Below are 22,811 nucleotides of genomic sequence, written 5' to 3' on the forward strand. Positions count from 1 at the left end.
TTGGAGACGCGACCATGTCGATCAAGCTTGCCGTGCCCTGCCTTCTGTTGCTTGCCGGACCGGCTGCGGCCGCGGACCCGCTCCCCGCCGCCATCGCCGCCCCCGGCGAGACCGTCGTGCTCAGCGTCCACGCCGAGGGCGCGCAGGTCTATGAGTGCAAGGCCGGCACCGACGGCAAGCTCGCCTGGGCATTTCGCGAGCCGATCGCCACCCTGCTTTCCGAGGGCAAGACGGTCGGCCGGCACTATGCCGGGCCGAACTGGGAGCATGCCGACGGCAGCGCCGTGGCCGCCAAGGCCGCCGGCAACGCGCCGGGCGCGACGCCGGCCGATATTCCCTGGCTGAAGCTGGAAGTGAACGCCCACCGGGGCAACGGCGTCCTCACGTCCGCCACGACGGTTCAGCGCATCAACACCCATGGCGGCAAGCTCGACGGCGCCTGCGACAAGGCCGGCGAGTTCAAGAGCGCGCCCTATTCGGCCGAATACGTCTTCCTGAAGAAGGGCTGAGGAACGAGGAGAGACGGCCCTTACGCGCCGGCTATGGCTTTTTGGATCTCCGACAGGGCGTCCAGAGCCTTTGCCCCATCAGGCCCGCCGCCTTGCGCCATTTCGGCTCGGCCGCCGCCGCCCTTTCCGCCCACGACAGGCACGCCAATCTTGACAAGGCTTGCGGCGTCGAAACGGGTTGATAGATCCTTGGTCACGCCGACAACGAGGCTGGCTTTTCCGTCAGCCGTCGTATTTGCAACCGCGACAACGCCCGACTTGATCTCTGCCTTGGCTTGATCAACGAGGGATTTGAGTTCGTCGCTCGGCAATCCCGTCACGTGAAGTTTGTAAAATTTGACGTCACCGATTTCCACGACGTTGGAATTTCCGCCGTCGCCGGCACCGCCGCCCATCGCCAGCTTCTTGCGGGCGTCGGAGAGCTCGCGCTCGAGCTTCTTGCGCTCGTCCATCAATGCACTGATGCGCGCCGGGACGTCGTCGATCGAGGTGCGCAGCTCGTTGGCCGCGGTCTTGGCCAGCGCCATGGTGTCGTTGGCATGCTTGCGCGCGTAGTTGCCGGTCAGCGCTTCGATGCGGCGCACGCCGGAGGCGACCGCGCTCTCGCCCGTCAGCGTGATCAGGCCGATGTCGCCGGTGCGCCTGACATGGGTGCCGCCGCAGAGCTCGACCGACCAACCGAGCGCGTTGGTGCCGCGCTCACGCGCGGTCCGGCCCATCGAGACGACGCGAACCTCGTCGCCGTATTTCTCGCCGAACAGCGCACGCGCGCCGGCCTCGCGGGCCTCGTCCACGCCCATGACGCGGGTCGAGACCTCGTCGTTCTCCAGCACCACGTCGTTGGCGATGTCCTCGACGCGCGCAAGTTCTTCCGCGGTGATCGGCTTCGGATGCACGAAATCGAAGCGCAGGCGGTCAGGCGCAACCATCGAGCCGCGCTGGGCGATGTGATCGCCGAGCACCTGACGCAGCGCCTCGTGAATGAGATGCGTGGCCGAATGATGCGCGCGGATCGACGAGCGCCTGCTGTGATCGACCTCGAGCTGGAGCGCGGTGCCGGGCTTCAGCTCGCCGCTCTCCAAGGTGCCGACATGAACGAAGAGATCGCCAAGCTTCTTCTGCGTCTCGGTGACGCGGAATTTGATGCCGCCCTCGCCGACCAGCACGCCGGTGTCGCCGACCTGGCCGCCGGACTCCGCATAGAACGGCGTCTGGTTCAGCAGCAACGCACCGCTGTCGCCGGCCTTGAGGCTGTCGGTTTCCTTGCCATCCTTGATCAGGGCCGAGACGACGCCCTCAGCGATCTCGGTCTCGTAGCCCAAAAATTCAGTCGCGCCGAGCTTCTCGCGCAGCGGGAACCAGATCGCCTCTGAGGCCGCCTCACCCGAACCCGACCAGGACGCGCGCGCCTTCACGCGCTGACGTTCCATCGCATCGGCGAAGGAAGCCTGGTCGACGCTGATGCCGCGCGACTTCAGCGCGTCCTGCGTCAGATCGAGCGGAAAACCGTAGGTGTCGTACAACGTGAAGGCGACGTCGCCGTCGAACATGTCGCCCTTCTTCAAGGACGCACTCTTCTCGTCGAGGATGGCGAGGCCGCGCGTCAGCGTCTTGCGGAAACGGGTCTCTTCCAACCGCAGCGTTTCCTCGATCAGGTTTTCCGCGCGCATCAAATCGGGATAGGCCTGGCCCATCTCGCGCACCAGCGCCCAGACCAGGCGATGCATCAGCGGATCTTTCGCGCCGAGCAGTTGCGCATGGCGCATCGCGCGGCGCATGATCCGGCGCAGCACATAGCCGCGGCCCTCGTTCGAGGGCAGCACGCCATCGGCGACGAGGAAGGCCGACGAACGCAGATGGTCGGCGATGACGCGGAACGAGGCGACGGTCTTCTCGTCCGGTCCGCTTCCAAGAGCAGACGCGGTCGCGTCGATCAGATGACGGAACAGATCGGTCTCGAAGATGCTGTCGACGCCCTGCATGATGCTGGCCATGCGCTCTAGGCCCATGCCGGTGTCGATCGAGGGACGCGGAAGCGCTACGCGCTCCTCCTTCGTCACCTGCTCGTACTGCATGAACACCAGGTTCCAGAACTCGAGGAAGCGGTCGCCGTCCTCTTCCGGTGAGCCCGGAGGTCCGCCCCAGATGTGCTCGCCGCGATCGATGAAGATCTCCGAGCACGGACCGCACGGGCCGGTGTCGCCCATCGCCCAGAAATTGTCCGAGGTCGGGATGCGAATGATGCGGTCATCCGAGAAACCCGCGATCTTCTTCCAGAGGCCCGCCGCCTCGTCGTCGGTGTGGTAGACCGTGACGAGCAGCTTGTCCTTCTTCAGCCCGAATTCCTTCGTGATCAGCGTCCAGGCAAGCTCGATCGCGCGCTCCTTGAAATAGTCGCCGAACGAGAAATTGCCGAGCATCTCGAAGAAGGTGAGATGGCGCGCGGTGTAGCCGACATTGTCGAGGTCGTTGTGCTTGCCGCCGGCGCGCACGCATTTCTGCGAGGTGGTGGCGCGCTGATAGGGCCGCCTCTCGACGCCGGTGAAGACGTTCTTGAACTGCACCATGCCGGCATTGGTGAACATTAACGTCGGGTCATTGCGCGGCACCAACGGCGAGGACGACACGATCTCGTGGCCGTTCTCGGCAAAGAAGTTCAGAAAGGTCGACCTGATCTCGTTGACGCCGCTCATGTTCATCCAATCGGGTGTGCTTGGACCCGCCATACGCCATCCAAACCGCGAGTTTGGGCTGATATCTGCGGGCCAAAGCGCTTTTAGACAAGGCCAGCTTCGCTGTCCAGAAACTGTGCAACCGGATCAGTGGGTTGCCGCAGGCGCGCAATCCCGTTGGAAAGCCGCTGATGCCGCGTTGACAGGCTTGGCCAGCTTGTGATCTCTACCCATCTGTATCGTACGGCCACGTCGGGAGAGACCGGCTTTGGGTAGCCGGCGCCGAAGGAGCAACCGCCCCGGAAACTCTCAGGCAAAAGGACCGCGTGGCTTTGACAGCATCTGGAAAGAGGCGCCGACGGGCCTAGACCTTTTTAAAAGAAAGGGTTGGTCCGGACAGCGTCCGCCGACGGGATAATACTCTCAGGCACAGCGACAGATGGGGCTTCGACTGGTTGCTTCCGGGGAATCATCCCCGGGGAACCACCGAGGGCCCCTGTGATGCTTGCGCGCGACGACCAAGATTCCCTTAAGAGCACGCCCCTTCACGGGCTTCATGTGTCCCTCGGCGGCAAGATGGTGCCGTTCGCGGGCTATGACATGCCGGTGCAATATCCCGCGGGCGTGCTGAAGGAACACCTCCATACCCGCTCGTCCGCCGGCCTGTTCGACGTCTCCCACATGGGCCAGATCGCGCTCCGGCCGAAGTCGGGCAAGGTCGAGGACGCCGCGCGCGCGCTGGAGCGGCTGGTGCCGCAGGACATCGTGGCTATTGCGCCGGGGCGGCAGCGCTACGCCCAGTTCACCAATGCCGAGGGTGGAATTCTGGACGATCTGATGGTCGCCAATTTCGGCGACCATCTGTTCCTGGTCGTCAACGCCGCCTGCAAGTCCGGGGACGAGGCGCATCTGCGCGCGAAGCTGTCGGACGACTGCATCATCGATTCGCTTACCGACCGCGCGCTGATCGCGTTGCAGGGCCCGAAGGCGGAATCGGCGCTGGCGAAATTATGTGCAGAGGCTCCGTCCATGAAGTTCATGGATTCCGGCCCGCGCAAGGTCGCCGGGATCGACTGCTTCGTCTCGCGCTCCGGCTACACCGGCGAGGACGGCTTTGAAATTTCGGTTCGTGCTGGCGATGCCGAGCGGCTCGCCAAGGCGCTGCTGGAAAATCCCGACGTGCTGCCGATCGGGCTCGGCGCCCGCGACAGCCTGCGGCTCGAGGGCGGACTCTGCCTCTATGGCCACGACATCGACACCACGACCACGCCGGTCGAGGCCGCACTGGAATGGTCGGTGCAGAAGAGCCGCCGCACCGGCGGCGCGCGCGCCGGCGGCTTTCCCGGCGCGGAGAAGATTCTGGCCCATTTCGACCACGGCGCGGCCCGTCGCCGCGTCGGGCTGCGCACCGAGGGCCGCGCGCCGGTGCGCGAGGGCGCGCTGCTGTTTGCGAACGCGACCTCGAGCGAGTCGATCGGAACAGTCACCTCGGGCGGTTTCGGCCCAAGCCTGAATGCGCCGGTCGCGATGGGTTATGTGCCCACAAGCCAGAGCGCGCTTGGAACACAAATTTTCGCCGAGGTGCGCGGCCAGCGGCTGCCCCTGCAAATCGCCACCATGCCTTTCGTGAAAAACACCTACAAACGCTGAGGACAAGAAAATGACCACGACGCTGTACACCTCCGACCACGAATGGCTCGCCATCGACGGCGATGTCGCCACCGTCGGCATCACCGACTACGCGCAGTCCCAGCTCGGCGACGTCGTGTTCGTCGAACTGCCCAAGCTCGGCCGCGCCCTGAAGAAGACGGAAGCCGCAGCCGTCGTGGAATCCGTGAAGGCCGCCTCGGACATCTACGCGCCTGTTACGGGCGAGGTCACCGAAATCAACGACGCCCTCGCCGCCGAGCCGGCGCTGGTGAATTCGGATGCGCAAGGCAAGGCGTGGTTTTTCAAGATCAAGATTGCCGACAAGAGCGAGCTAGGCGGCCTCATGGATGACGCCGCCTACAAGGCCCACACGGCTTAAAGACGATGGAGCAAGCGATGACCGCGCACCGCAAATCCAACGGCGATACCGCCGCTTTCGTTCGCCGCCACATCGGCCCCTCGGCACGCGACGTCACTGCAATGCTCGAGGCCGTCGGCGCGAAAAGCGTCGATGCGCTGATGGCGGAGACGTTGCCGGCCTCGATCCGGCAGGCCGCCCCGCTCGATCTCGGCAAGCCCTTGAGCGAGACCGAGGCGATCGCGCATATGGGCGAGCTCGCCGCCCAGAACCAGGTCTTCGCCTCGCTGATCGGCCAAGGCTATTCCGGCACGATTCTGCCTGCGGTGATCCAGCGCAACATTCTGGAGAACCCGGCCTGGTACACGGCTTACACGCCCTATCAGCCGGAGATCAGCCAGGGCCGGCTTGAGGCGCTGCTCAACTTCCAGACCATGATCTGCGATCTCACCGGGCTCGATGTCGCCAACGCCTCGCTGCTCGACGAGGCGACGGCTGCCGCCGAGGCGATGGCGCTCGCGGAGCGGCACTCGCGGGTCGAAGCAAAGGCCTTCTTCGTCGACAAGGACGTGCATCCGCAGACGCTCGCGGTGATGCGCACCCGCGCGGAGCCCTTGGGCTGGACCCTGGTCGTCGGCGATCCCTTCACCGATCTCGACAAGACCGACGTGCTTGGTGCGCTGCTGCAATATCCTGGAACGTCGGGCGCTGTGCGCGACCTCAGGCCCGCGATCGCAGCACTGAAGGCGAAGGGCGCACTCGCGATCGTTGCCGCCGATCTGCTGGCACTGACCCTGCTCGCCTCGCCAGGCGAACTCGGCGCCGACATCGCGATCGGCTCGGCGCAGCGTTTTGGCGTGCCGATGGGTTATGGCGGGCCGCACGCCGCCTATATGGCGGTGCGCGATGCGCTGAAGCGCTCGCTGCCCGGCCGCATCGTCGGCCTCTCCGTCGACTCCCGCGGCGCGCCCGCCTATCGCCTCGCGCTCCAGACCCGCGAGCAGCACATCCGCCGCGAGAAGGCGACCTCCAACATCTGCACCGCGCAGGTGCTGCTCGCCGTGATCGCCTCAATGTACGCGGTCTATCACGGCCCCGAAGGCTTGACGCAGATCGCCCGTAACGTGCACCGCCGCACGGCGGTGCTTGCCGCCGGCCTGCGCAAGCTCGGCTTTGCGCCGAGTAGCGAAAACTTCTTCGACACGCTCTGCGTCGATGCGGGTGCGAAGCGTGCCGAGATCGTCGCTCGCGCGGTCGCCGAGAAGATCAATCTCGGCATCGGTGATGGCGCTTTGCGTATCGCGCTCGACGAGACCACCACGCCTGCGACGGTGGAAGCGGTCTGGCGCGCCTTCGGCGGCACGCTTGCTTACGCCGAGATCGATGCCACCACGCGCGAGGCGCTGCCGGAGATGCTCAAGCGCGCGACCTCTTTCCTCACCCATCCGGTGTTCCACGCGCATCGCTCGGAGACCGAGATGCTGCGCTACATGCGCAAGCTCAGCGACCGCGACCTCGCGCTCGACCGCGCGATGATTCCGCTGGGATCGTGCACCATGAAGCTGAACGCGACCACCGAGATGATGCCGCTGACCTGGCCGGAATTCGGCTCGTTGCATCCCTTCGCCCCGCGCGAGCAGGCACGCGGCTATCACGCGCTGTTCGCGCGCCTGGAGAAGTGGCTGTGCGACATCACCGGCTATGACGCGATCTCGCTGCAGCCGAATTCGGGCGCGCAAGGAGAATATGCCGGGCTGCTCGCGATCCGCGGCTATCACGCCGCGCGCGGCGAGACGCACCGCAAGATCTGCCTGATCCCCTCCTCCGCCCACGGCACCAACCCGGCTTCCGCTGCGATGGTTGGCATGGACGTGGTGGTGGTCGCCTGCGAAAAGAATGGCGACGTCGACGTCAATGATCTCAGGGCGAAGGCGGAGAAGCACTCCAACGACCTCGCTGCGGTCATGATTACCTATCCCTCGACGCATGGTGTGTTCGAGGAGCACATTCGCGAGATTTGCGACATCGTGCATGGCCATGGCGGCCAGGTCTATCTCGACGGCGCCAACCTCAACGCGCAGGTCGGCTTGTCCCGGCCCGGCGACTACGGCGCCGATGTCAGCCATCTCAACCTGCACAAGACCTTCTGCATCCCGCATGGCGGCGGCGGCCCGGGCATGGGCCCGATCGGCGTGAAGGCGCATCTCGCGCCGTTCCTGCCAGGTCATCCGGCGGCGAATGGGGATGCGCCGGTCGGCCCGGTCTCGGCCGCGCCGTTCGGCTCAGCTTCGATCCTCACCATCTCCTACATCTACATCCTGATGATGGGCGGCGAAGGCCTGAAGCGCGCCACCGAGATCGCGATCCTCAACGCCAACTATGTCGCCGCGCGCCTCGATGCGCATTTTCCGGTGCTCTACAAGAACGAGAAGGGCCGCGTCGCGCATGAATGCATCGTCGATCCCCGCGCGCTGAAGACGACGTCCGGCGTCACCGTCGACGACATCGCAAAACGCCTGATCGACTACGGCTTCCACGCGCCCACGATGAGCTTCCCGGTGCCGGGCACACTGATGATCGAACCGACCGAATCGGAATCGAAGGCCGAGCTGGACCGCTTCTGCGACGCGATGATCGCGATCCGGAAGGAGATCACGGAGGTCGAGGGCGGCCGCTTCAAGATCGAGGCCTCGCCGCTGCGCCACGCCCCGCACACGGTGCACGACATCGCGGACGATGCATGGAATCGCGCCTACACCCGCGCCGAGGGCTGCTTCCCCGCGGGCACCTCGCGCACCGACAAATATTGGAGCCCGGTCGGGCGCGTCGACAACGTCTATGGCGACCGCAACCTGGTGTGCTCGTGCCCGCCGGTGAGCGATTATGCGGAAGCCGCGGAGTAGGACCCCGACGGAGGTTTCGTAGGGTGGGTTAGCGGGCGGCTGCGCGAAGGCGCAGACCGCCGGCGTAACCCACCGCTTTAGCTTCCGCGGCGACAAAGATGGTGGATTACGCCTTCGGCTAATCCACCCTACGGCAATGATTTACGGCGCAATCAGCAATCGGGTTTCGCGATCCCACCGCCAGAGCCGTTCGTTGGTCAATTCAGTCCCGCCCCACCAACGCTTGATCGGGTTGTGGCGCCACAAGTCATCTTCTCGGGCGACAAGGGAACGTCCGAGTTCAGTTAGCGTGACCCTCCACTCGCTCCTGCCGAAGTAGCGATCCTCATTGTCGAACGCCGGATCGCCCAACAGAACGGGCGGCGCCGAATGTTCCGCCAATGCGATCAAGGCATCGCTCGCCTCACCCTCTTCGAACACATCGCGATACCACCTCGCTTCGGAGATGTATTTTGGGTCGGTGTGCCCTTCATTCACACAGCCCAGCATATCCATCTCGCTGGCACCGAGCCCCGTCACCTTGTCCGGAAGCTCTTCAAGCAGCGCAATGAGCGCCGATCGAAGTCTCGGAAAGATCATCAGATCCGTCATCAGCAGATCGAAACAGGATTTTGGCGTTTCAGCCCGATAGGCGCGCCAGGCGCGGCTTGCCATCACCAAATGATCGTCGGCGACCTCGAAGGCCGGCAACTTCCATTTTGCGACGGACTCCGCAGCATAGTCCGCAACACTGTCATCCGTATGCACCAGGCTCAGCTTCGTCGTGATCTCCTTGTAGGGACGAAGCAGGTCGAGCAGCCAGACAAGCACGAGCTGATCGTTCGGCAGAGGGTCGACCCATATTTCGATCGAGTCGAACTTCGTACACAGTTCTAAGAAATCGATATCGCGCGTGCCGAAATCTTCCAGCCAGTCTCGACAAACCTCGTTGAGCCAGTGATCGCCTGGATTGCAGTGCTTTGCCGACCGCCGCTCCAGCCCCATCAAAAGCTGCTCTGCGGAGGGCAATTGACCGAAGACGAAGCGCATGCAGAAGCCGAGTGCGATATTCGCCAGTTTGGTTTGCCGAAGCGTAGCTGCCGCAAGATGGTTCGTGGTCAGAATCAAATGTGACACGGTGGCCTCGCGATTAACAAGCAATACCAAAACACCTCGAGCAGCACGCACGCATCAGACAGGGGAAAGCAATGCCCGGCTGTCGCGATCCCAACGCCAGAGCCGATCGCTGGTCAGGTGGGTGCCGCCCCACCAGCGACTGATCGGGTTATGGCGGCAGAAATCCTCTTCTCCCGCCAGCACCGCTTTCCCGAGGTCAGTGAGCGACAAGCGGGATTGCTTGTACCGCGCGTGACGGGAGGGATCGACATGCATGTCCAGCGAGAACGGTCCCTCCTCCAACCCCGATATGGCCGGCACCGGACAACGTGCGAGACCATCAAGCAGCGTCCCGACTTCCCAGTAATCGAAAACGCGTCGCTCGTTGGGCTTTTGATCGCCCGGAAAAACGTCGAAAGGCCGCACCTTGCCTGGCGCAACCAACTCCAGGATCCGCGTTTCCGTGGTGCCAAGCCCGGTGGCGACGCCCGGAAGCTCCTCGAGCAGGTCCACAACAGTCCGGCCAAGCTGCGGTAGCAGGCCGAGATCCGACTTCGGAAGTTCGAACCAGCTTTGCGGCGTCGGCGCACAATAGGCTTGCCACGCACGACCGGCCAGATCGAAGTGATCTTGAGTCAGTCTGATAGCCGGCGGGACGAGCTTCGCAAGTCGCTCCGGATCGAGGTTACCGAGGGTGATGTCGAGGTGACGCATCACAAATTCGGAAGCCGCCATGCCTTCGATGCGACAATGGTCGAGCAGCCAGAGCAGAAGCAATTGTGCGTTTGGGTTTGGCTCTATCCACAGCTCGGCCGAGTCGCATTCGAACAACAGCTCGATCAATCCCCGCCCCTTCACTCCCGACTTATCGAGGCGCCAAGCCGGCGTGTCATCCAGCCAATGAAGGCCGGGTGGCTGCGTCGTATGCGGAGCAAAGAACGTTTCAAGCTCTGCGCCCGATGGCGGCGCACCCCAGACAAGCCGACGATTGATCGCAAGCACGAGATCGCCCAGGCCGGCCTGTTCGAGGGCGCCGGCAGCGGAAGAGTCTGTTGTCAGCACAAGCCGCGTCATGCTCGGGGCCTCAAGGCTTGGTTAAAACAGAGCCGTAACGCCACAGCCGGTCGTTGGTCAGCCGCGTGCCGCCCCACCAGCGGTCGATCGGATTGTGGCGACTGAAGTCTTCCTTGCCCGCAAGAACTGCCTCGCCAAACTCCGTCAGCGACAACCGGCTGCGGAGATATGCGGCATGCCGATCCCGGTGATTCTCGCGATCGATCGTGCGCAGTTCGTCGTCCAATCCGGCCACTGCAGGACTGGGGCCAAGCGCTAGCCCGTCGAGCAACCGGCCTAACTCAGTCTCTCCAAACACGAACGTCCGCCGTTGCGAACGCAGATGAAACAACGCATTCGAGTTTGCAAACCCTCTGGCAAGCATCTCCAGGAATCGCATCGCGGTCGCACCGAGTCCTGTCGAAGGAGACGGGAGTTCTGCCAGAAGATCCAGCACGGCAGGCCGCAGCATCAACAATGCACTGAGATCTTGGTGAACGAGATCGACGCAAGCCTCAGGGGTCGCCGCGCGGTAGGCCGACCACGCCAACTTGGCAGTCTCGAACTCTCGGGCCGTGATACGCGCGACATGAATGTGCGGCTCGGACGCGGCGAGATCCTCACCGCTTTCTATCATCAGATCGGATGCCACAAGTCGAAGTCTAAGCTTTCGCACCAGCGAGGAGCAGGAGCTGAGGTAGTCCAGCAAGCAGACGAGCTGCAATTGATCGCTGGGAGCTGGATCGAACCAAAGTTCGATCACGTCATATCGCTCGCAGAAGTCCGCAAGGGGCAAATCTTTGCGATCCTTGATGCCCTTGGGCCACCGGATGCCCCAATCAGACCAATGATCACCTGGCCCGAGATTCGCGGAGCGCGCCGCGAAATAGGCTGCGAGCTTTTCGGGCGAGGGCAGCGGTCCCCACTCGAAGTGAAACGAGAATGAAATGACAAGCTCCGCCAACCCCGATCGGGCGAGCGCGCTTCCGGACGAACTGGTCAAGATCAGACGCTTCATCGCACCACCTGATCAATGCAACGCAAAACGAAACGGGCACTGACGACGTCGGCAACTCAACGTCTTCAGCGCCCGCTCCTCGCGAAAAACTCTAGGCTTGACGCTTACTCGTCCGCCGGCTCGTCGCCGTCGGCGTCACGCTCGGGGCTGCCGGCGAGAATCTGCTCGGCGATCAGGCCGGAGTTCTGGCGGATCGAGGTTTCGATTTTGGCGGTGATGTCGGGGTTGGCCTTCAGGAACGCTTTCGAATTCTCGCGGCCCTGGCCAAGACGCTGGCTGTCATAGGAGAACCATGCGCCGGATTTTTCGACGATGCCGGCCTTGACGCCGAGATCGAGGATCTCGCCCATCTTGGAGACGCCTTCGCCATACATGATGTCGAACTCGACCTGCTTGAAAGGCGGCGCCAGCTTGTTCTTCACCACCTTGACCCGCGTGGTGTTGCCGACCACCTCGTCACGCTCCTTGATCGCGCCGATGCGGCGAATGTCCAAACGGATGGAGGCGTAGAACTTCAGCGCGTTGCCGCCGGTGGTGGTTTCCGGCGAACCGTACATCACGCCGATCTTCATCCGGATCTGGTTGATGAAAATGACCATGGTGTTGGACTTGTTGATGGACGCGGTCAGCTTGCGCAGCGCCTGGCTCATCAGGCGGGCCTGCAGACCCGGCAACGCATCGCCCATCTCGCCCTCGAGCTCGGCTTTCGGTACCAGCGCCGCAACCGAATCGATCACCAGCACATCCACCGCGCCCGAGCGCACCAGCGTGTCGCAGATTTCCAGCGCCTGCTCGCCGGTGTCCGGCTGGGAGATCAGGAGCTCGTCGATGTTGACGCCCAGCTTGCGCGCATAGACCGGGTCGAGCGCGTGTTCGGCGTCGATGAAGGCGCAGATGCCGCCCTTCTTCTGCCCTTCCGCCACCGTGTGCAGCGCCAGCGTGGTCTTGCCCGAGGATTCCGGCCCGTAGATTTCCACGACGCGCCCCCTCGGCAAGCCGCCGATCCCGAGCGCAATATCAAGCCCAAGCGAGCCCGAGGAGATCGCCTCGACATCCATCGAGCGGTCGTTCTTGCCGAGCTTCATCACCGAGCCCTTGCCGAACTGCCGCTCGATCTGGGAAAGCGCGGCGGCCAGGGCTTTACTCTTGTCCATGGAGGATCCTTCGACGATACGCAGCGCAGTGGTGGACATCGGGTCGTGCTCCTTATGACGAGGATTCGCGTGAGGGACAAACGATTGGCGAGGCGGTCCGTCGATAAAGATAATGTACCCTATTTGTTCTAGGTTCGCAATATGTTCTTTTGCAGATTTGGGTGCTGGCCTGTTTCGACCCCTGGCGGCCCAGTTTGAAAAGGTCCCGTGGCCCGTTTTGAAAACGAGCAATTTTTCCTATCGCAACTCTCTCCGCTTTCCTGATCGCCCATACGAGAGAGGCGATTTCCCTCGGATGGTATGTATGATCTGCCGGATTGAATGGGGGAGACGTAATGAACAAGTGGTTGGTTTTGTGGATTGCTGCTTCAATCGGGATTGTCACGGCGCATCCTGCTCAAGCAATGTCATGCTCAGACTACAAAAATATCTGCCTGTCTAAGGGCTCAAAGAAGTGCGAGGGGGCTTGGAAGCAATGTATGCGGACCGGCACATACATTGGTCCGGATAGCGGAACAAATCACGGGCAAGCTGATAAGCGATAGTCGAAGAAGAGCCGCCTCAGTGGGCGGCCTCTTTCGTTCCATCGTAATTCCGGCGTCCCTCCTCGACCAAAGCTGACGCACATCAAAGACCGATGACCTGGACGCCGTCAGAATTCCGTAATCCTGCGGCACCGAACCTTTTTTGCGGTCTGGGGCCTTCTTCCGGGACACGGGACCGCAACTCCGGGGACCTCAGTCATGACGGACACGCACCACGATACGACCAGGCGCAATCGCCTGCTGGAGGCCGCGCAGCAAGAGAGCAGCAAGAGAAAGGACACGCTGCCGGACGCGGCAGGCGGTGGCGGTGCCCGCCGCCCGGTCCGCACCGGAGACAATGCCCGCCGGGAGCGGCCGCCTGTTCATCGCAAGAGACCGGCACGGGAATCGGGATTCGTATATCCCGGTGGCGAATCCGAGCACGATATGGCATCTAGATACTACCAGTAAGCCATTGATTGAACGGCGACATTTCCCAGAGAGCTACTGTGCATGGGGTTGTTTTCGATTTTTTGGAAAGGCGCGCATGCGCCTTTTACTTACCACCGAAGCGCAATTTGGATCGGGCCTGCCGCCGTCTCACGGCATGCCTGCACCACCCCTACAGCAGAACCAGCAACCCGATGCCGATCACCAGCACCACGAAGCCAGCCGCCGTCGCGGCGGCGAATGACCGCTCTACGTTGTCCATGATGCCACCCCGTTGCCGGCGCGCCACGTTTCCCCCATGGCTGCACCGTCGGTGCGAAATCTCGCCCGCCCTTGTGTCCTGAGTTGTGCGAACGGATGTCGAAATTGGGACGCGTGCGGGGCCAGTCTGCGGCCTCGACTTTCGCCGCCACTGTCAGGCGCGCGCAAGCCTGCTCTCCTGGTCTGGGCCTCCATACCCAGACGACGACCCCGCTCTCCCCGCGCGGGGTTTTTTGCCGGGCACGAGCGAACGCAGCGGACCGGATCCGATTCGCGTCTTTGTCAGGCTGTCGTAAGCCGAGCCGGCTAGGCTCATCTGGCTATGGTGTTGCAGCCCAGCACCTCAGCCTCCAATAACCTTCTGCCCCGCTTGGCTCTCCCCAAGCGGGGTTTTTTCATGCCGGCCGGCCGGTTTGCGAGCCCCCCTCTTCCCGCGTCAGCCGCAGCGAGAAGGCGCGGATCGCCGGCGCTGCGAGCAGCACGATCGGCAGCATTGCGACCCATGCGATCAGCCACGACACCATCCAGTGCGTGAGGAAGACCATCGCGGTCCCTGCGGGAAAGCTGGCAATCCCCGCCGCGATCAGCGAGGTCAGGCCGGACTGGATGACACCGAAGACGAAATGAGAGTAGCGGCGAGGAATGCCGAGCATGATGCGCCCATGTTGTTTGGCCGTCATCAGGCCAAGCAAGCCACATGCCGTCGCAGCGCCCCTGCGGGACCCAGGAACTTTGTTCATGGTCGGAGAACCACGGGCACGGGCGCCCCGGATGTATTCCGTAGCCGCCCGGAATTGATCTCAGGATGGTTTGGGATTGGAGTGCGCGCGCCCATGACCTTGAGGGATGACCTTGAGGGATGGCCTTGAGGGATGGCCTTGAGGGATGGCCTTCCCTGGGGGATGTCACGCGCGATCGGTGCCAACCATGCCGCTCTACTTCTTCCGAATCCGGAACGGCCGCTATTCCGGCTGTGCCGACCAGGCGTCGGAATTTGCCGATCGCGATTTGGCCTGGAAGGAGATGACCAGCGTCTGCGCCGACATGGCCGCCGGCATCGCCCGCAAGCTCCAGGAAAATTCCGAATGGCACATGGAGCTGCTGGACGAGGCCAAGGAGCCCGTGTTCCGGATCCGCATCACATCCGAAACCTTCGAATAGGGCTGGCCCTAATCCGCGCTGGGCAGCCGCCGCATCGTGAATTCGATGTCGCCGCCGGGCAGCTCGCGCCAGTTCTCGACCGCGCTCATATAGCCGGCCTTGGGGTAGCGAGCGAAGAAAGCCTGCGCCCTCTCCCGCGCCGCCGCGCGCGGCAGCGTGAAGGTCTCGCGCAGATAGCCGTCGCCGGCCGTCGGGCCGGGCTTGCCGCCTAGCTTGCGCCGGCGCGCCATCCGCTCGGCGAGATCCCGCGGACGATCGGCCATGTCCTGCCTCCTCGCAATACGCTCTCACGAGATGTAGGAAGCAGGCCGGTCGAACAGGAGTCCCGGCCGGAGGCGTCAGCCGCCTCCGATCGGTCAGACGGTCAATTGGCAGTCGTGCCGGATTTCTTCTTCGGCGCACCGGTTGCGGCCGAGGCCTTTGGCGCCGCCGGCTGCTTCGGCGGATCGGAGCGCATGCCGCCCCATGGATCGTTAGACGCCTTGGAGTCCGGAATCTTCTTCAGCGTTTCCTTGTAGGCCTTGTCACGCTCGGCTTCCGCGGCCTTCTCCTCGGGGGTCTTGCTCGGCCCTTCCTGCAGCAAATTGAGATTGGGCATTTGCGCATAGGCCGGTCCCGCCAGCACGGCCGGTACCGCCAGGACAGCCAGCACCGCGGCCATACGGAAAAGCTTCATCATTGACTCCTTGATCATCCATGGCGGCGCGGATCGCCCGCGCCTTGTCACCCTTGTCGCAGCCGGGTCGTGACCGCGGGGACCGCTCGGCCCTAGAGCCGGTCCGATTTGCACGATTTCGGCGCCTGTAGCCAGTCGTCCCAGATCGGCCCGCACTTGGTGCACCCGTTCAGCGCGAGGCCGAGCGCCACCAGACCAAACACGAGGACATATCGACGCAACATCATCCACCCATACCCACTCCGGGCCATCATATCGGGCGAAGTCAGGCATTTTCAAGCCGACAGGACCCGCGGCTGACCGGGTGACTTTGCCGCGCTGATCCGCTCACATGGCCGAAATATCCGGCAACACGGGAGGGATCGACAGCAATGCCATCGCAGCCAGAAGCCGAGTTCGGCATCACCGACGCCAGACGCATCCTCGGCGAGGTCTTTGCGCCCTGGGTCCAGGATCTCAACCTGTCGGTCGAGAGCATCGAGCACGTGCCGCCGCCGGACATGCCGGACTGGCAGCCGGCAGCGCTCCTGCGCATGCCGTTCTCGGAACGGCTGTGCCGCAACGGCGGCGTGGTCTGCGGCCAGGCGCTGATGGCGCTCGCCGACACGGCGATGGTGATCGCGAACCTCGCCGCCAACCGCGGCTATCGTCCGATGACGACGGTCGACCAGACCACGCATTTCATGCGCGCCGTCTCCTCGTCGGACGTGCTGGCCGACGCCCGCGTGGTGCGACTCGGACGCACCATGAGCTTTGGCCGAGTCACGCTGCTCTCGGCCACCGACAACAAGCCGGTGGCGATGGTGTCGAGCGCGTTCGCGATGCTGCCGGGGTGAGCATCAGTCGAAAAGAAGAAGCCGCGTGAGCGCAAGGCGCACCGCGGCTTTCGATGGAGTTATGCCGCGAGGCGAAACGCGATCGCGCGTCGCGCCGTCGCACACGAGAAGTTACTTGCCGAGCACCTCGTCGGCCGCAGTGACGATGCTGACGTTCGGATTTTTTCCGCAATATGTGCCGAACTGCTTGGCGTTCTCGACGAACACGTCGGTGTCGATGATCGCGTTCTCTTCGTCGCCCTTGTACCAGCCGTCCATCCAGGTCAGCACCATCTTGATGGTGTCGTCGCCGCTCTCGAGGAACTGCTTGCAGCTCATGGTCGCAAGATCGAGCTTGGTGGCGTGCGCGGGCATCGACGACAGCGAGAGCGCCGCGGCGAACAGTAGCGAAAGCGTGGTCTTCATCAATATCTCCCTCGGCGCGTAACGCCATAAAGGAAAGGCTCGTGGGGAAAGTCGGCGGAGTGACCTCCGCTTCGACGTCGTAAACGAAGTCTGAAGCGCAGTGCAAGTAGCGCCACTATTGAGTTTATTTCAACGTAATTTCTATTCGCTATTTCACAAACGTCATTATGGATTAACGCGATGATCGAGAAACGTGCAGCGCAGCGCTACCGTGTTTTCAAGGGTGGAGCGATCACCTTTGAAAACAACGGCATCGCGTGCACGGTGCGAAACATGTCGGCGAACGGCGCCGCGATCGACCTCGACGCCGCCGTCACATTACCGCAATCGTTCACGCTCGCGATCGCGCGCGACAATTTCGTGCGGAATTGCCGCACCATCTGGCGTAGCGACAGGCGCATCGGCCTCGCTTTCGTACAGTAGTCCATATGATGTGAATGAACGTTCGCATCGCGCGCGCGATGCTGGGTCATGTTCGCGCGATACGACGCCGGCGCCGCCAGCGTAGGCTTGCGACCACGAGCGCGACGATCGCGAGCGCGACCGCCGACGATGCCGCAAAAAATCGTCCACCGGGACGATCGATGGTACGCGACCATAGCGACGGCCCCTCGCCCGGCCGAGCCAAGCGAAAGGAAACGACGCTGTCGCCGATCGAGGTGCCTGCTTCGGAGTGGCCGCCGGCGCCGATGGCGACATACTGCTCGCCCTTCCAGAGATAGGTCATGGGATTGGCGACGCCGGGCACCGGCAGCCGGCCTTGCCACAGTTCGCTTCCGCTTCGCGCATCGAAGGCGCGCAAATAGGCGTCCATCGCGCCGGTGAAGACGAGCCCGCCTGCGGTAACCGCGAGCCCGTTGAGGAGCGGAGCGCCCCAGGGGAGCGGCACGCCGAGCGGCGCCAGATCCTCGGTTGTGCCGACGGTCGAACGCCAGAGGATCTTGCCGGCCTTCAGATCGACCGCGACCATCTCGCCCCAGGGCGGCTTGTTACAAAGAAAACCGAGCGGCGATGTCACCATCGCCCGCGACATCGCAAACGGCGCGCCATTCTGCTGGCCAAAATCATGGCCGGGCGGCGGATTGAATCCGGCAGCCTCCGCACGCGGGATCAGCTTGATCAGATGGACGGCGCGACTGGTGTTGGCATAGAGGATCTGGTTGACAGGATCGAAGGCCGCACTGCCCCAGTTCACACCGCCGCCGGTGAAGGGGTATTCCAGCGTGCCTTGCGTTGAAGGCGGTGTGAACAGCCCCTCGTTGCGCGCTTCCGCGAACTGGCGTTCGCAAGAGGACCGGCGCAAGCCGGGCAAGAACGAGAGCGCATCATCTGCCGAGATCGTCTGCGACGTCAGCGCCGGCACATGTGTCGGGAATGGCTGCGTGGGCGACAGCCGTTCACCTTCCGCGGCCCCCTGCGGAACGCTGCGCTCCTCGACCGGCCACACCGGCTTGCCGGTATCGCGATCGAGCACGAAGACAAAGCCCTGCTTGGTTGGCTGGATCACGACATCGCGCTGACCTTCTCCAGTGTCGATGCGCGTGAGCGTCGGCTGCGCCGGCAGATCGTAATCCCAGACGTCGTGGTGCACGGTCTGGAATGCCCATACGAGCTCGCCGGTCTCGATGCGCAGCGCGACCACCGAATTGGCATGCTCGTTGTTGCCCGGCCGCTTGCCGCCCCAGAAATCCGGCGATGGAGAGGATGTCGGCAGGAACACCAACCCGCGCGTGGCGTCGACCGACATCGGCGCCCAGACATTGGCGTGACCGGCTTCGATACCGTCGCGCTTCAGCGGCTCGAATGTCCACCGCATTTGACCGGTGCGCGCGTCGAACGCGCGCACGACGCCACTTGGCGCGTCGACGCGGCGGTTGTCGCCGATCGCGGATCCGATCACGACGACACCGCGGCCGACCGCCGGCGGCGAGGTGATCTGGAATTCGCCCGGCCATTCCAGCTTCGTGCCGATATCGGGCCTGACCTCACCGTTGTTGCCGAAGCCGGCGCAGGGGATTCCCGTCTTCGCATCGAGCGCGATCAAGCGGACATCGTTCGTGCCCATGAAGATGCGCGATCGACATGTGGCATCTACAGGCGCCTCATCGTCGATCCAGTAGGTGACGCCGCGGCAGACGTAGCGATTGGCGGGACGCTGGTTGATCGCGATCTTCGGATCGTAACGCCATTTCTGCGCGCCCGTGCCGGGATCGAGCGCAATCACCTCGTTGAAAGGCGAGCAGAAGACCAGGCTGTCCTCGACGAACAGCGGCGTCGCCTGGAATTTGGTTCGCCGCATCACCCCGGGCGGCCGCGCCGCGAGATCGCCCGTGTGGAATTCGAAGGCCCGAACCAGATTGCCGACATTGTCGGGCGTGATCTCTCGCAATGGCGAGAAGCGCGAGCCGCCGGGATCGCCACCCCAGCTCTCCCAGGCGATGCCTGGCCGCGACGAAAACAGGAGGAGCGTGATGAGAGCGGCCAAATAGCAGGGGCGGGTCGCCAACGCCCGCCTCATCTATTTCGGCTTCTTGGCAGGTTCAGGCGGACGCGCCCCGCTCCACGGATCATACTTCTCCTTGGACTCGGGAATGCGTTCGAGCGCGGCCTTGTAGGCCTTCTCGTCGACCTTTGGCTTGTTGTCCGCCTTCTGCCCGCCCTCGTTAGGCTGGCGTCTGCCGCCGCCCATCTGCGCTTGCGCCGAGACAACCGTCAGCGCCAGCACCGCGGCCGCTATGACCAAAATCCTCATTGGCTCCCCACCGTCTGGGTACAAACTAGCCCGCAATCCCGGAATAGCAAATACGACGGGTTCCAGGCCCTCAGGAATCTTGCCTTCAGGAAATCTTGATCGGCCGGGACTTCGTCGGATCGCATTCGTGCCTATCTGTTGGCCCGCAGGGGACCTTCACGGATGTTGCGGATTATTGCTCAAGCAGTGCTGCTGGCCGGCGTGCTCGCGCTCGGTGCGTGCGGCTTTGCCGATAGCCGCGCACCGGTGCCGGAGTTCATGCGCATCAAAGAAGCCGAGCAGGCGCCGCCCGAATCGCCCCCCGACGTCAAGCGCGTCGTGCGCGAGCAGATCGAATTCGTTTTCCTCAGCACGTCCAATCCCCGCGAGGTGCATGTCGCCACGCCCCATCGTGAGGTGAGGGGACCGGGCTGGACAGCCTGCGTCCGCGCCCCAGCTGACCTCCGCGACCGGCTCGGCGCTCGGCGCCCAGACCTACATCGTGACCATCACCGGCGGAAAAGTGGTCGATCGCCGGCGCGCCGAAGCGGACGACATTTGCGGGTCGGAAAGCTACCAGCCGATCTAGGAACAAATCACGCCGACACGCGATCCGGTTCCGGGAAAAACCAGCATGACGGCCGGGAACGATCACCGCCTCCCCTTCTTGTTACCGCCGAGGGCAGTTTCTGAGGAGGACACGATGAGGACATTCACGATTGCACTGCTGGCCGGCGTCGGGGCCCTGGCCACAGCGAGCGGCGCGAAGGCCGCCGACATCTATACGACCAGCGAATACACCAGCCCCGATCTCGTTCAGCAGGTCCGGCTCGTCTGCGACGATTCCGGCAATTGCTACCGCAGCCGTGGCGGTGAGCGCGTGATCGTGCGCGATTCCTATAACACCATGCCGCGCGAGCGCTATTACGAGCGCCGCAGCCATCGCGACTGGGACGATGGTCCGCGCGGCGGCGTCGGCATTCGCACACCCGGCGTCAGCGTGGGCGTCGGTGTCGGCGGGGACCGCTGGTAGTCAATAAGATTGAAATGGGGCAGGACCGGACGAGACAACTCGCCCGGTCCTGTTCCATGTCAAGTTTCGAGCTCAGGTTTCGAGCGGATCGGTCGGCGCGACGATGCGCGTTGACGACGTGAGCTGCGCGATGAAGCGGGCGAGCACCATGCCGGCGCACATCGCAACGACGAAGATGAACGCGGAGACCGAACCGAATCCAAGCGCGGTCAAAGCCGGCCCTGGACAAAAGCCAACAAGGCCCCAGCCGATTCCGAAGATGGCGGGACCGGCGATAATCTTGGGGTCGATGTCTCTTCGCGTCGGAATGTAGAAGCGGTCGGCGAAGACAGGCCGCGCGAGCTTCAAGACGCGGCTGAAGCCGACGAAGGTCACCGCGACCGCGCCGGCCATCACGAAAGCGAGGCTCGCATCCCAGGTCCCCTCTCGGGATCCCGCCGACGTCCAGAAAGTTCAGCACCTTTGCCGGGTTCGACATGCCGGAGACGATGAGGCCAAGACCAAAGACCAGACCGATCGCGAATTGAATGAGGATTGTCATCGCAGTCAACCCCAGTGCCGCATCGCGAAAACCGTCGCCACGCCGGTCGCCATGAAGGTGATGGTCGCGACCAGCGAGCGCACCGACAGCCGCGACAGGCCGCAAACGCCATGGCCGGACGTGCAGCCGCTGCCCCACACCGCGCCGAAGCCGGTGAGCAATCCGGCGACAATCAGAAGCGGCGTTGCCGCCGCGATCGTTTGCGCCGGCAGGCTTCCCGTGACTAGGCGCACCAGGATGGGCGCGATGACGAGGCCTGCGACGAAGGCGAGCCGGCCCGCGAATTGCCGATCCTCGTAAGGCGGAAACAGCCGCGCCACGATACCGCTGACCCCGGCGATCCGACCCGCCGTCCACATCAGGAGCACGGCGGCGAGACCGATCAATGCGCCACCAAGGAGCGACGCAATCGGCGTGAAAGGTGTGGCAACCATGATGATCCTCCGGGTCGAGAGCAATTCCGGCGTATCCATCGGGGCGTCCGGCCGCCGAGCGCCCTCGTGCTCAATGAGACGTTAATATTACCACTCGAATTGAAGCGGCGTCTCAACTGTATTTTCCAATCTTTGCGCTAAGCATGGCCTCCTGAACGGGGACGACGGGACGTGCTCGATATCGCGCACCAGGCTGCGACCAATCCAGCATCGGCAAAGCATGCCGCGGCGTCGCGCGCACGCGTTCCTCTTACGGCGATCGAACCCGGCCAATGGCGCGCGCTCGCGCAGCGCGCGATCGAACCGAATGGATATTATTTGCCGGGCTGGGAGCTCGCCGTGAACGCATCCGCGCGCGGCCGCACGGATGCCTCGGCGCTTCCCGCTTTCGACGGAGCCTCGGCCCGGCTGATCGGGCTGATGCCGGTGACCTCGCTCTGGCGCGCGTGGAAGATCCCCCTGCCCGCGCTGGTGAGCGCGCATCCCTATGGCACGCTGTGCAGCCCGCTGATCGACCGCGACGCTCCGATGGAAGCCGCGGCGCGTCTGTTGCAGCGGGCGCGCGAAGCCCGAGCGCATGCGCTCGTGCTCAACGACGTCGCGCTCGACGGAGCAGCGATGACCGCCCTCAATCAGGTTCTGAATCGCGACGGCCTGCAGCCGAAAATCCTCAGCTCCTACATCCGCGCCAGCCTCGATGCGACGCAGGATGGCGAGACGCTGTTGCAGGAGGCGCTCGGCGCCAAAAAGCTCAAGGAGCTGCGCCGCCAGCGCCATCGTCTCGAAGAGCATGGCGCCGTCGCGTTCGACGTCGCACGGCGGCCCGACCAGATCGGACCTGCGCTCGAAGCGTTCCTGCAGCTCGAAGCCAGCGGCTGGAAAGGCAAGCGCGGCACCGCGCTGATCCAGCATGCGGGCGATGCGACCTTCATCCGCCGCGCCGTAGCGGCGCTGGCAGAGACCGCGCAGTGCGAGATTGTAACCTTGCGCGCCGGTACGATTCCGGTGGCCGCCGGCATCGTGCTGCGTCATCAGGACCGCGCCTTCTTCTTCAAGCTCGGCATCGACGAACGCTTTGCAAAATATTCGCCAGGCGTGCAGCTCACTCTCGAGCTCACCCGCCACCTCTGCGCCGATCCCGCCATCGCCAGCGCGGATTCGACCGCAAGCGCTGACCACCCCATGATCAACCCGATCTGGCGCGGGCGCTTCGCAATCGGCGATGTGCTGATCCCGCTGCGGCGGAACGATCCGATCGTGGCGCTTGTTCATGGAGCGCTGATCGGCCTCAACGTCGCGCACGAGACCGCGCGACGCGCGGTCCGCCTGCTCCGCAAATAAGAGAAA

24 protein-coding genes, 1 pseudogene and 1 riboswitch are annotated in these 22,811 nt (G+C 63.7%); of the genes and pseudogenes, 11 read left to right on the plus strand and 14 right to left on the minus strand.

From position 1 onward, the window contains the following. Window positions 1-14 precede the first annotated feature (14 nt). Window positions 15-509: a DUF3455 domain-containing protein gene (locus ACVWYI_RS27435; protein ID WP_456663683.1), complete on the plus strand. Its 495-nt coding sequence runs from the start codon at window positions 15-17 to the stop codon at window positions 507-509. Between the two features lie 20 nt (window positions 510-529). Here ACVWYI_RS27435 and alaS read toward each other — a convergent pair whose 3' ends face one another. Then, window positions 530-3,202 (minus strand): alanine--tRNA ligase, encoded by a 2,673-nt coding sequence (gene alaS / locus ACVWYI_RS27440; protein WP_456663684.1) that lies wholly within the window; start codon window positions 3,200-3,202, stop codon window positions 530-532. A 222-nt stretch (window positions 3,203-3,424) separates the two neighbouring features. Then, window positions 3,425-3,515: riboswitch (glycine riboswitch) on the plus strand. Window positions 3,516-3,682: 167 nt separating this feature from the next. On the opposite strand from alaS, the gene gcvT reads away from it, so the two are divergent. Genes gcvT through gcvP form a run of 3 tightly spaced genes read left to right on the plus strand, consistent with a single transcriptional unit; the run spans window position 3,683 to window position 8,092 of the window. Then, window positions 3,683-4,831, plus strand: a complete 1,149-nt coding sequence (gene gcvT / locus ACVWYI_RS27445) for a glycine cleavage system aminomethyltransferase GcvT (protein WP_456663685.1) — start codon at window positions 3,683-3,685, stop codon at window positions 4,829-4,831. A gap of 10 nt (window positions 4,832-4,841) precedes the next feature. Further along, entirely contained in the window at window positions 4,842-5,210 is a 369-nt protein-coding gene (gcvH, locus tag ACVWYI_RS27450) for a glycine cleavage system protein GcvH (RefSeq protein WP_247339164.1), read from the plus strand. A 17-nt stretch (window positions 5,211-5,227) separates the two neighbouring features. Next, a complete protein-coding gene (gene gcvP / locus ACVWYI_RS27455) occupies window positions 5,228-8,092 on the plus strand; it encodes an aminomethyl-transferring glycine dehydrogenase (RefSeq protein WP_456663686.1) in 2,865 nt (954 codons plus the stop codon). 141 nt (window positions 8,093-8,233) lie between these two features. Here gcvP and ACVWYI_RS27460 read toward each other — a convergent pair whose 3' ends face one another. From ACVWYI_RS27460 to recA, 4 genes are all read right to left on the minus strand, one after another. Beyond that, window positions 8,234-9,208 (minus strand): hypothetical protein, encoded by a 975-nt coding sequence (locus tag ACVWYI_RS27460; RefSeq protein WP_456663687.1) that lies wholly within the window; start codon window positions 9,206-9,208, stop codon window positions 8,234-8,236. A gap of 54 nt (window positions 9,209-9,262) precedes the next feature. Next, a complete protein-coding gene (locus tag ACVWYI_RS27465; RefSeq protein ID WP_456663688.1) occupies window positions 9,263-10,261 on the minus strand; it encodes a hypothetical protein in 999 nt (332 codons plus the stop codon). Between the two features lie 10 nt (window positions 10,262-10,271). Beyond that, on the minus strand, window positions 10,272-11,258 hold the full coding sequence (locus ACVWYI_RS27470) for a hypothetical protein (protein ID WP_456663689.1): 987 nt from the start codon (window positions 11,256-11,258) through the stop codon (window positions 10,272-10,274). A gap of 104 nt (window positions 11,259-11,362) precedes the next feature. Beyond that, window positions 11,363-12,451, minus strand: coding sequence for a recombinase RecA (recA, locus tag ACVWYI_RS27475; RefSeq protein ID WP_456649315.1), 1,089 nt, complete (start codon window positions 12,449-12,451; stop codon window positions 11,363-11,365). A gap of 704 nt (window positions 12,452-13,155) precedes the next feature. On the opposite strand from recA, the gene ACVWYI_RS27480 reads away from it, so the two are divergent. Continuing rightward, window positions 13,156-13,407, plus strand: coding sequence for a hypothetical protein (locus ACVWYI_RS27480; protein ID WP_456663690.1), 252 nt, complete (start codon window positions 13,156-13,158; stop codon window positions 13,405-13,407). Window positions 13,408-14,042: 635 nt separating this feature from the next. On the opposite strand, the gene ACVWYI_RS27485 is transcribed toward ACVWYI_RS27480, so the two are convergent. After that, window positions 14,043-14,300, minus strand: coding sequence for a DUF2798 domain-containing protein (locus ACVWYI_RS27485; protein WP_247352184.1), 258 nt, complete (start codon window positions 14,298-14,300; stop codon window positions 14,043-14,045). Window positions 14,301-14,574: 274 nt separating this feature from the next. Between ACVWYI_RS27485 and ACVWYI_RS27490 the strand changes: the two genes are divergently transcribed. After that, window positions 14,575-14,808: a DUF6894 family protein gene (locus ACVWYI_RS27490; RefSeq protein ID WP_247351877.1), complete on the plus strand. Its 234-nt coding sequence runs from the start codon at window positions 14,575-14,577 to the stop codon at window positions 14,806-14,808. A gap of 8 nt (window positions 14,809-14,816) precedes the next feature. On the opposite strand, the gene ACVWYI_RS27495 is transcribed toward ACVWYI_RS27490, so the two are convergent. The 3 genes from ACVWYI_RS27495 to ACVWYI_RS27505 all read right to left on the minus strand — a co-directional run bounded on the left by ACVWYI_RS27495 (window position 14,817) and on the right by ACVWYI_RS27505 (window position 15,711). Further along, entirely contained in the window at window positions 14,817-15,071 is a 255-nt protein-coding gene (locus ACVWYI_RS27495; RefSeq protein ID WP_247351879.1) for a hypothetical protein, read from the minus strand. Window positions 15,072-15,172: 101 nt separating this feature from the next. Beyond that, complete coding sequence (locus tag ACVWYI_RS27500; RefSeq protein ID WP_247444440.1) at window positions 15,173-15,484, minus strand: hypothetical protein; 312 nt, start codon at window positions 15,482-15,484, stop codon at window positions 15,173-15,175. 92 nt (window positions 15,485-15,576) lie between these two features. Further along, on the minus strand, window positions 15,577-15,711 hold the full coding sequence (locus ACVWYI_RS27505; protein WP_247351882.1) for a peptidylprolyl isomerase: 135 nt from the start codon (window positions 15,709-15,711) through the stop codon (window positions 15,577-15,579). A gap of 144 nt (window positions 15,712-15,855) precedes the next feature. On the opposite strand from ACVWYI_RS27505, the gene ACVWYI_RS27510 reads away from it, so the two are divergent. After that, on the plus strand, window positions 15,856-16,320 hold the full coding sequence (locus tag ACVWYI_RS27510; RefSeq protein WP_247351884.1) for a PaaI family thioesterase: 465 nt from the start codon (window positions 15,856-15,858) through the stop codon (window positions 16,318-16,320). A gap of 111 nt (window positions 16,321-16,431) precedes the next feature. Here ACVWYI_RS27510 and ACVWYI_RS27515 read toward each other — a convergent pair whose 3' ends face one another. Then, window positions 16,432-16,725, minus strand: a complete 294-nt coding sequence (locus ACVWYI_RS27515; RefSeq protein ID WP_247444439.1) for an HdeA/HdeB family chaperone — start codon at window positions 16,723-16,725, stop codon at window positions 16,432-16,434. A gap of 180 nt (window positions 16,726-16,905) precedes the next feature. On the opposite strand from ACVWYI_RS27515, the gene ACVWYI_RS27520 reads away from it, so the two are divergent. Then, window positions 16,906-17,148 (plus strand): PilZ domain-containing protein, encoded by a 243-nt coding sequence (locus tag ACVWYI_RS27520; RefSeq protein ID WP_456663691.1) that lies wholly within the window; start codon window positions 16,906-16,908, stop codon window positions 17,146-17,148. 46 nt (window positions 17,149-17,194) lie between these two features. Here the strand turns inward: ACVWYI_RS27520 and ACVWYI_RS27525 are convergent, their stop codons facing one another. Continuing rightward, window positions 17,195-19,243, minus strand: a complete 2,049-nt coding sequence (locus ACVWYI_RS27525; protein ID WP_456663692.1) for a pyrroloquinoline quinone-dependent dehydrogenase — start codon at window positions 19,241-19,243, stop codon at window positions 17,195-17,197. After that, entirely contained in the window at window positions 19,244-19,477 is a 234-nt protein-coding gene (locus tag ACVWYI_RS27530) for a hypothetical protein (RefSeq protein WP_247351890.1), read from the minus strand. Between the two features lie 162 nt (window positions 19,478-19,639). Here ACVWYI_RS27530 and ACVWYI_RS27535 point away from each other — a divergent pair, with 162 nt between their 5' ends. After that, window positions 19,640-20,149: a hypothetical protein gene (locus tag ACVWYI_RS27535; protein WP_456663693.1), complete on the plus strand. Its 510-nt coding sequence runs from the start codon at window positions 19,640-19,642 to the stop codon at window positions 20,147-20,149. A 10-nt stretch (window positions 20,150-20,159) separates the two neighbouring features. Next, window positions 20,160-20,489, plus strand: a complete 330-nt coding sequence (locus tag ACVWYI_RS27540) for a hypothetical protein (RefSeq protein WP_247444436.1) — start codon at window positions 20,160-20,162, stop codon at window positions 20,487-20,489. Window positions 20,490-20,561: 72 nt separating this feature from the next. Here ACVWYI_RS27540 and ACVWYI_RS27545 read toward each other — a convergent pair. Both ACVWYI_RS27545 and ACVWYI_RS27550 read right to left on the minus strand, forming a co-directional pair. After that, a pseudogene (locus ACVWYI_RS27545) lies at window positions 20,562-21,030 on the minus strand (DUF6691 family protein). 5 nt (window positions 21,031-21,035) lie between these two features. After that, window positions 21,036-21,464, minus strand: a complete 429-nt coding sequence (locus tag ACVWYI_RS27550) for a YeeE/YedE family protein (RefSeq protein WP_456663694.1) — start codon at window positions 21,462-21,464, stop codon at window positions 21,036-21,038. 171 nt (window positions 21,465-21,635) lie between these two features. Here ACVWYI_RS27550 and ACVWYI_RS27555 point away from each other — a divergent pair, with 171 nt between their 5' ends. Next, on the plus strand, window positions 21,636-22,805 hold the full coding sequence (locus tag ACVWYI_RS27555; protein WP_456663695.1) for a GNAT family N-acetyltransferase: 1,170 nt from the start codon (window positions 21,636-21,638) through the stop codon (window positions 22,803-22,805). The last annotated feature ends 6 nt before the right edge of the window (window positions 22,806-22,811 follow it).

The organism is Bradyrhizobium sp. LB13.1, assembly GCF_054056815.1.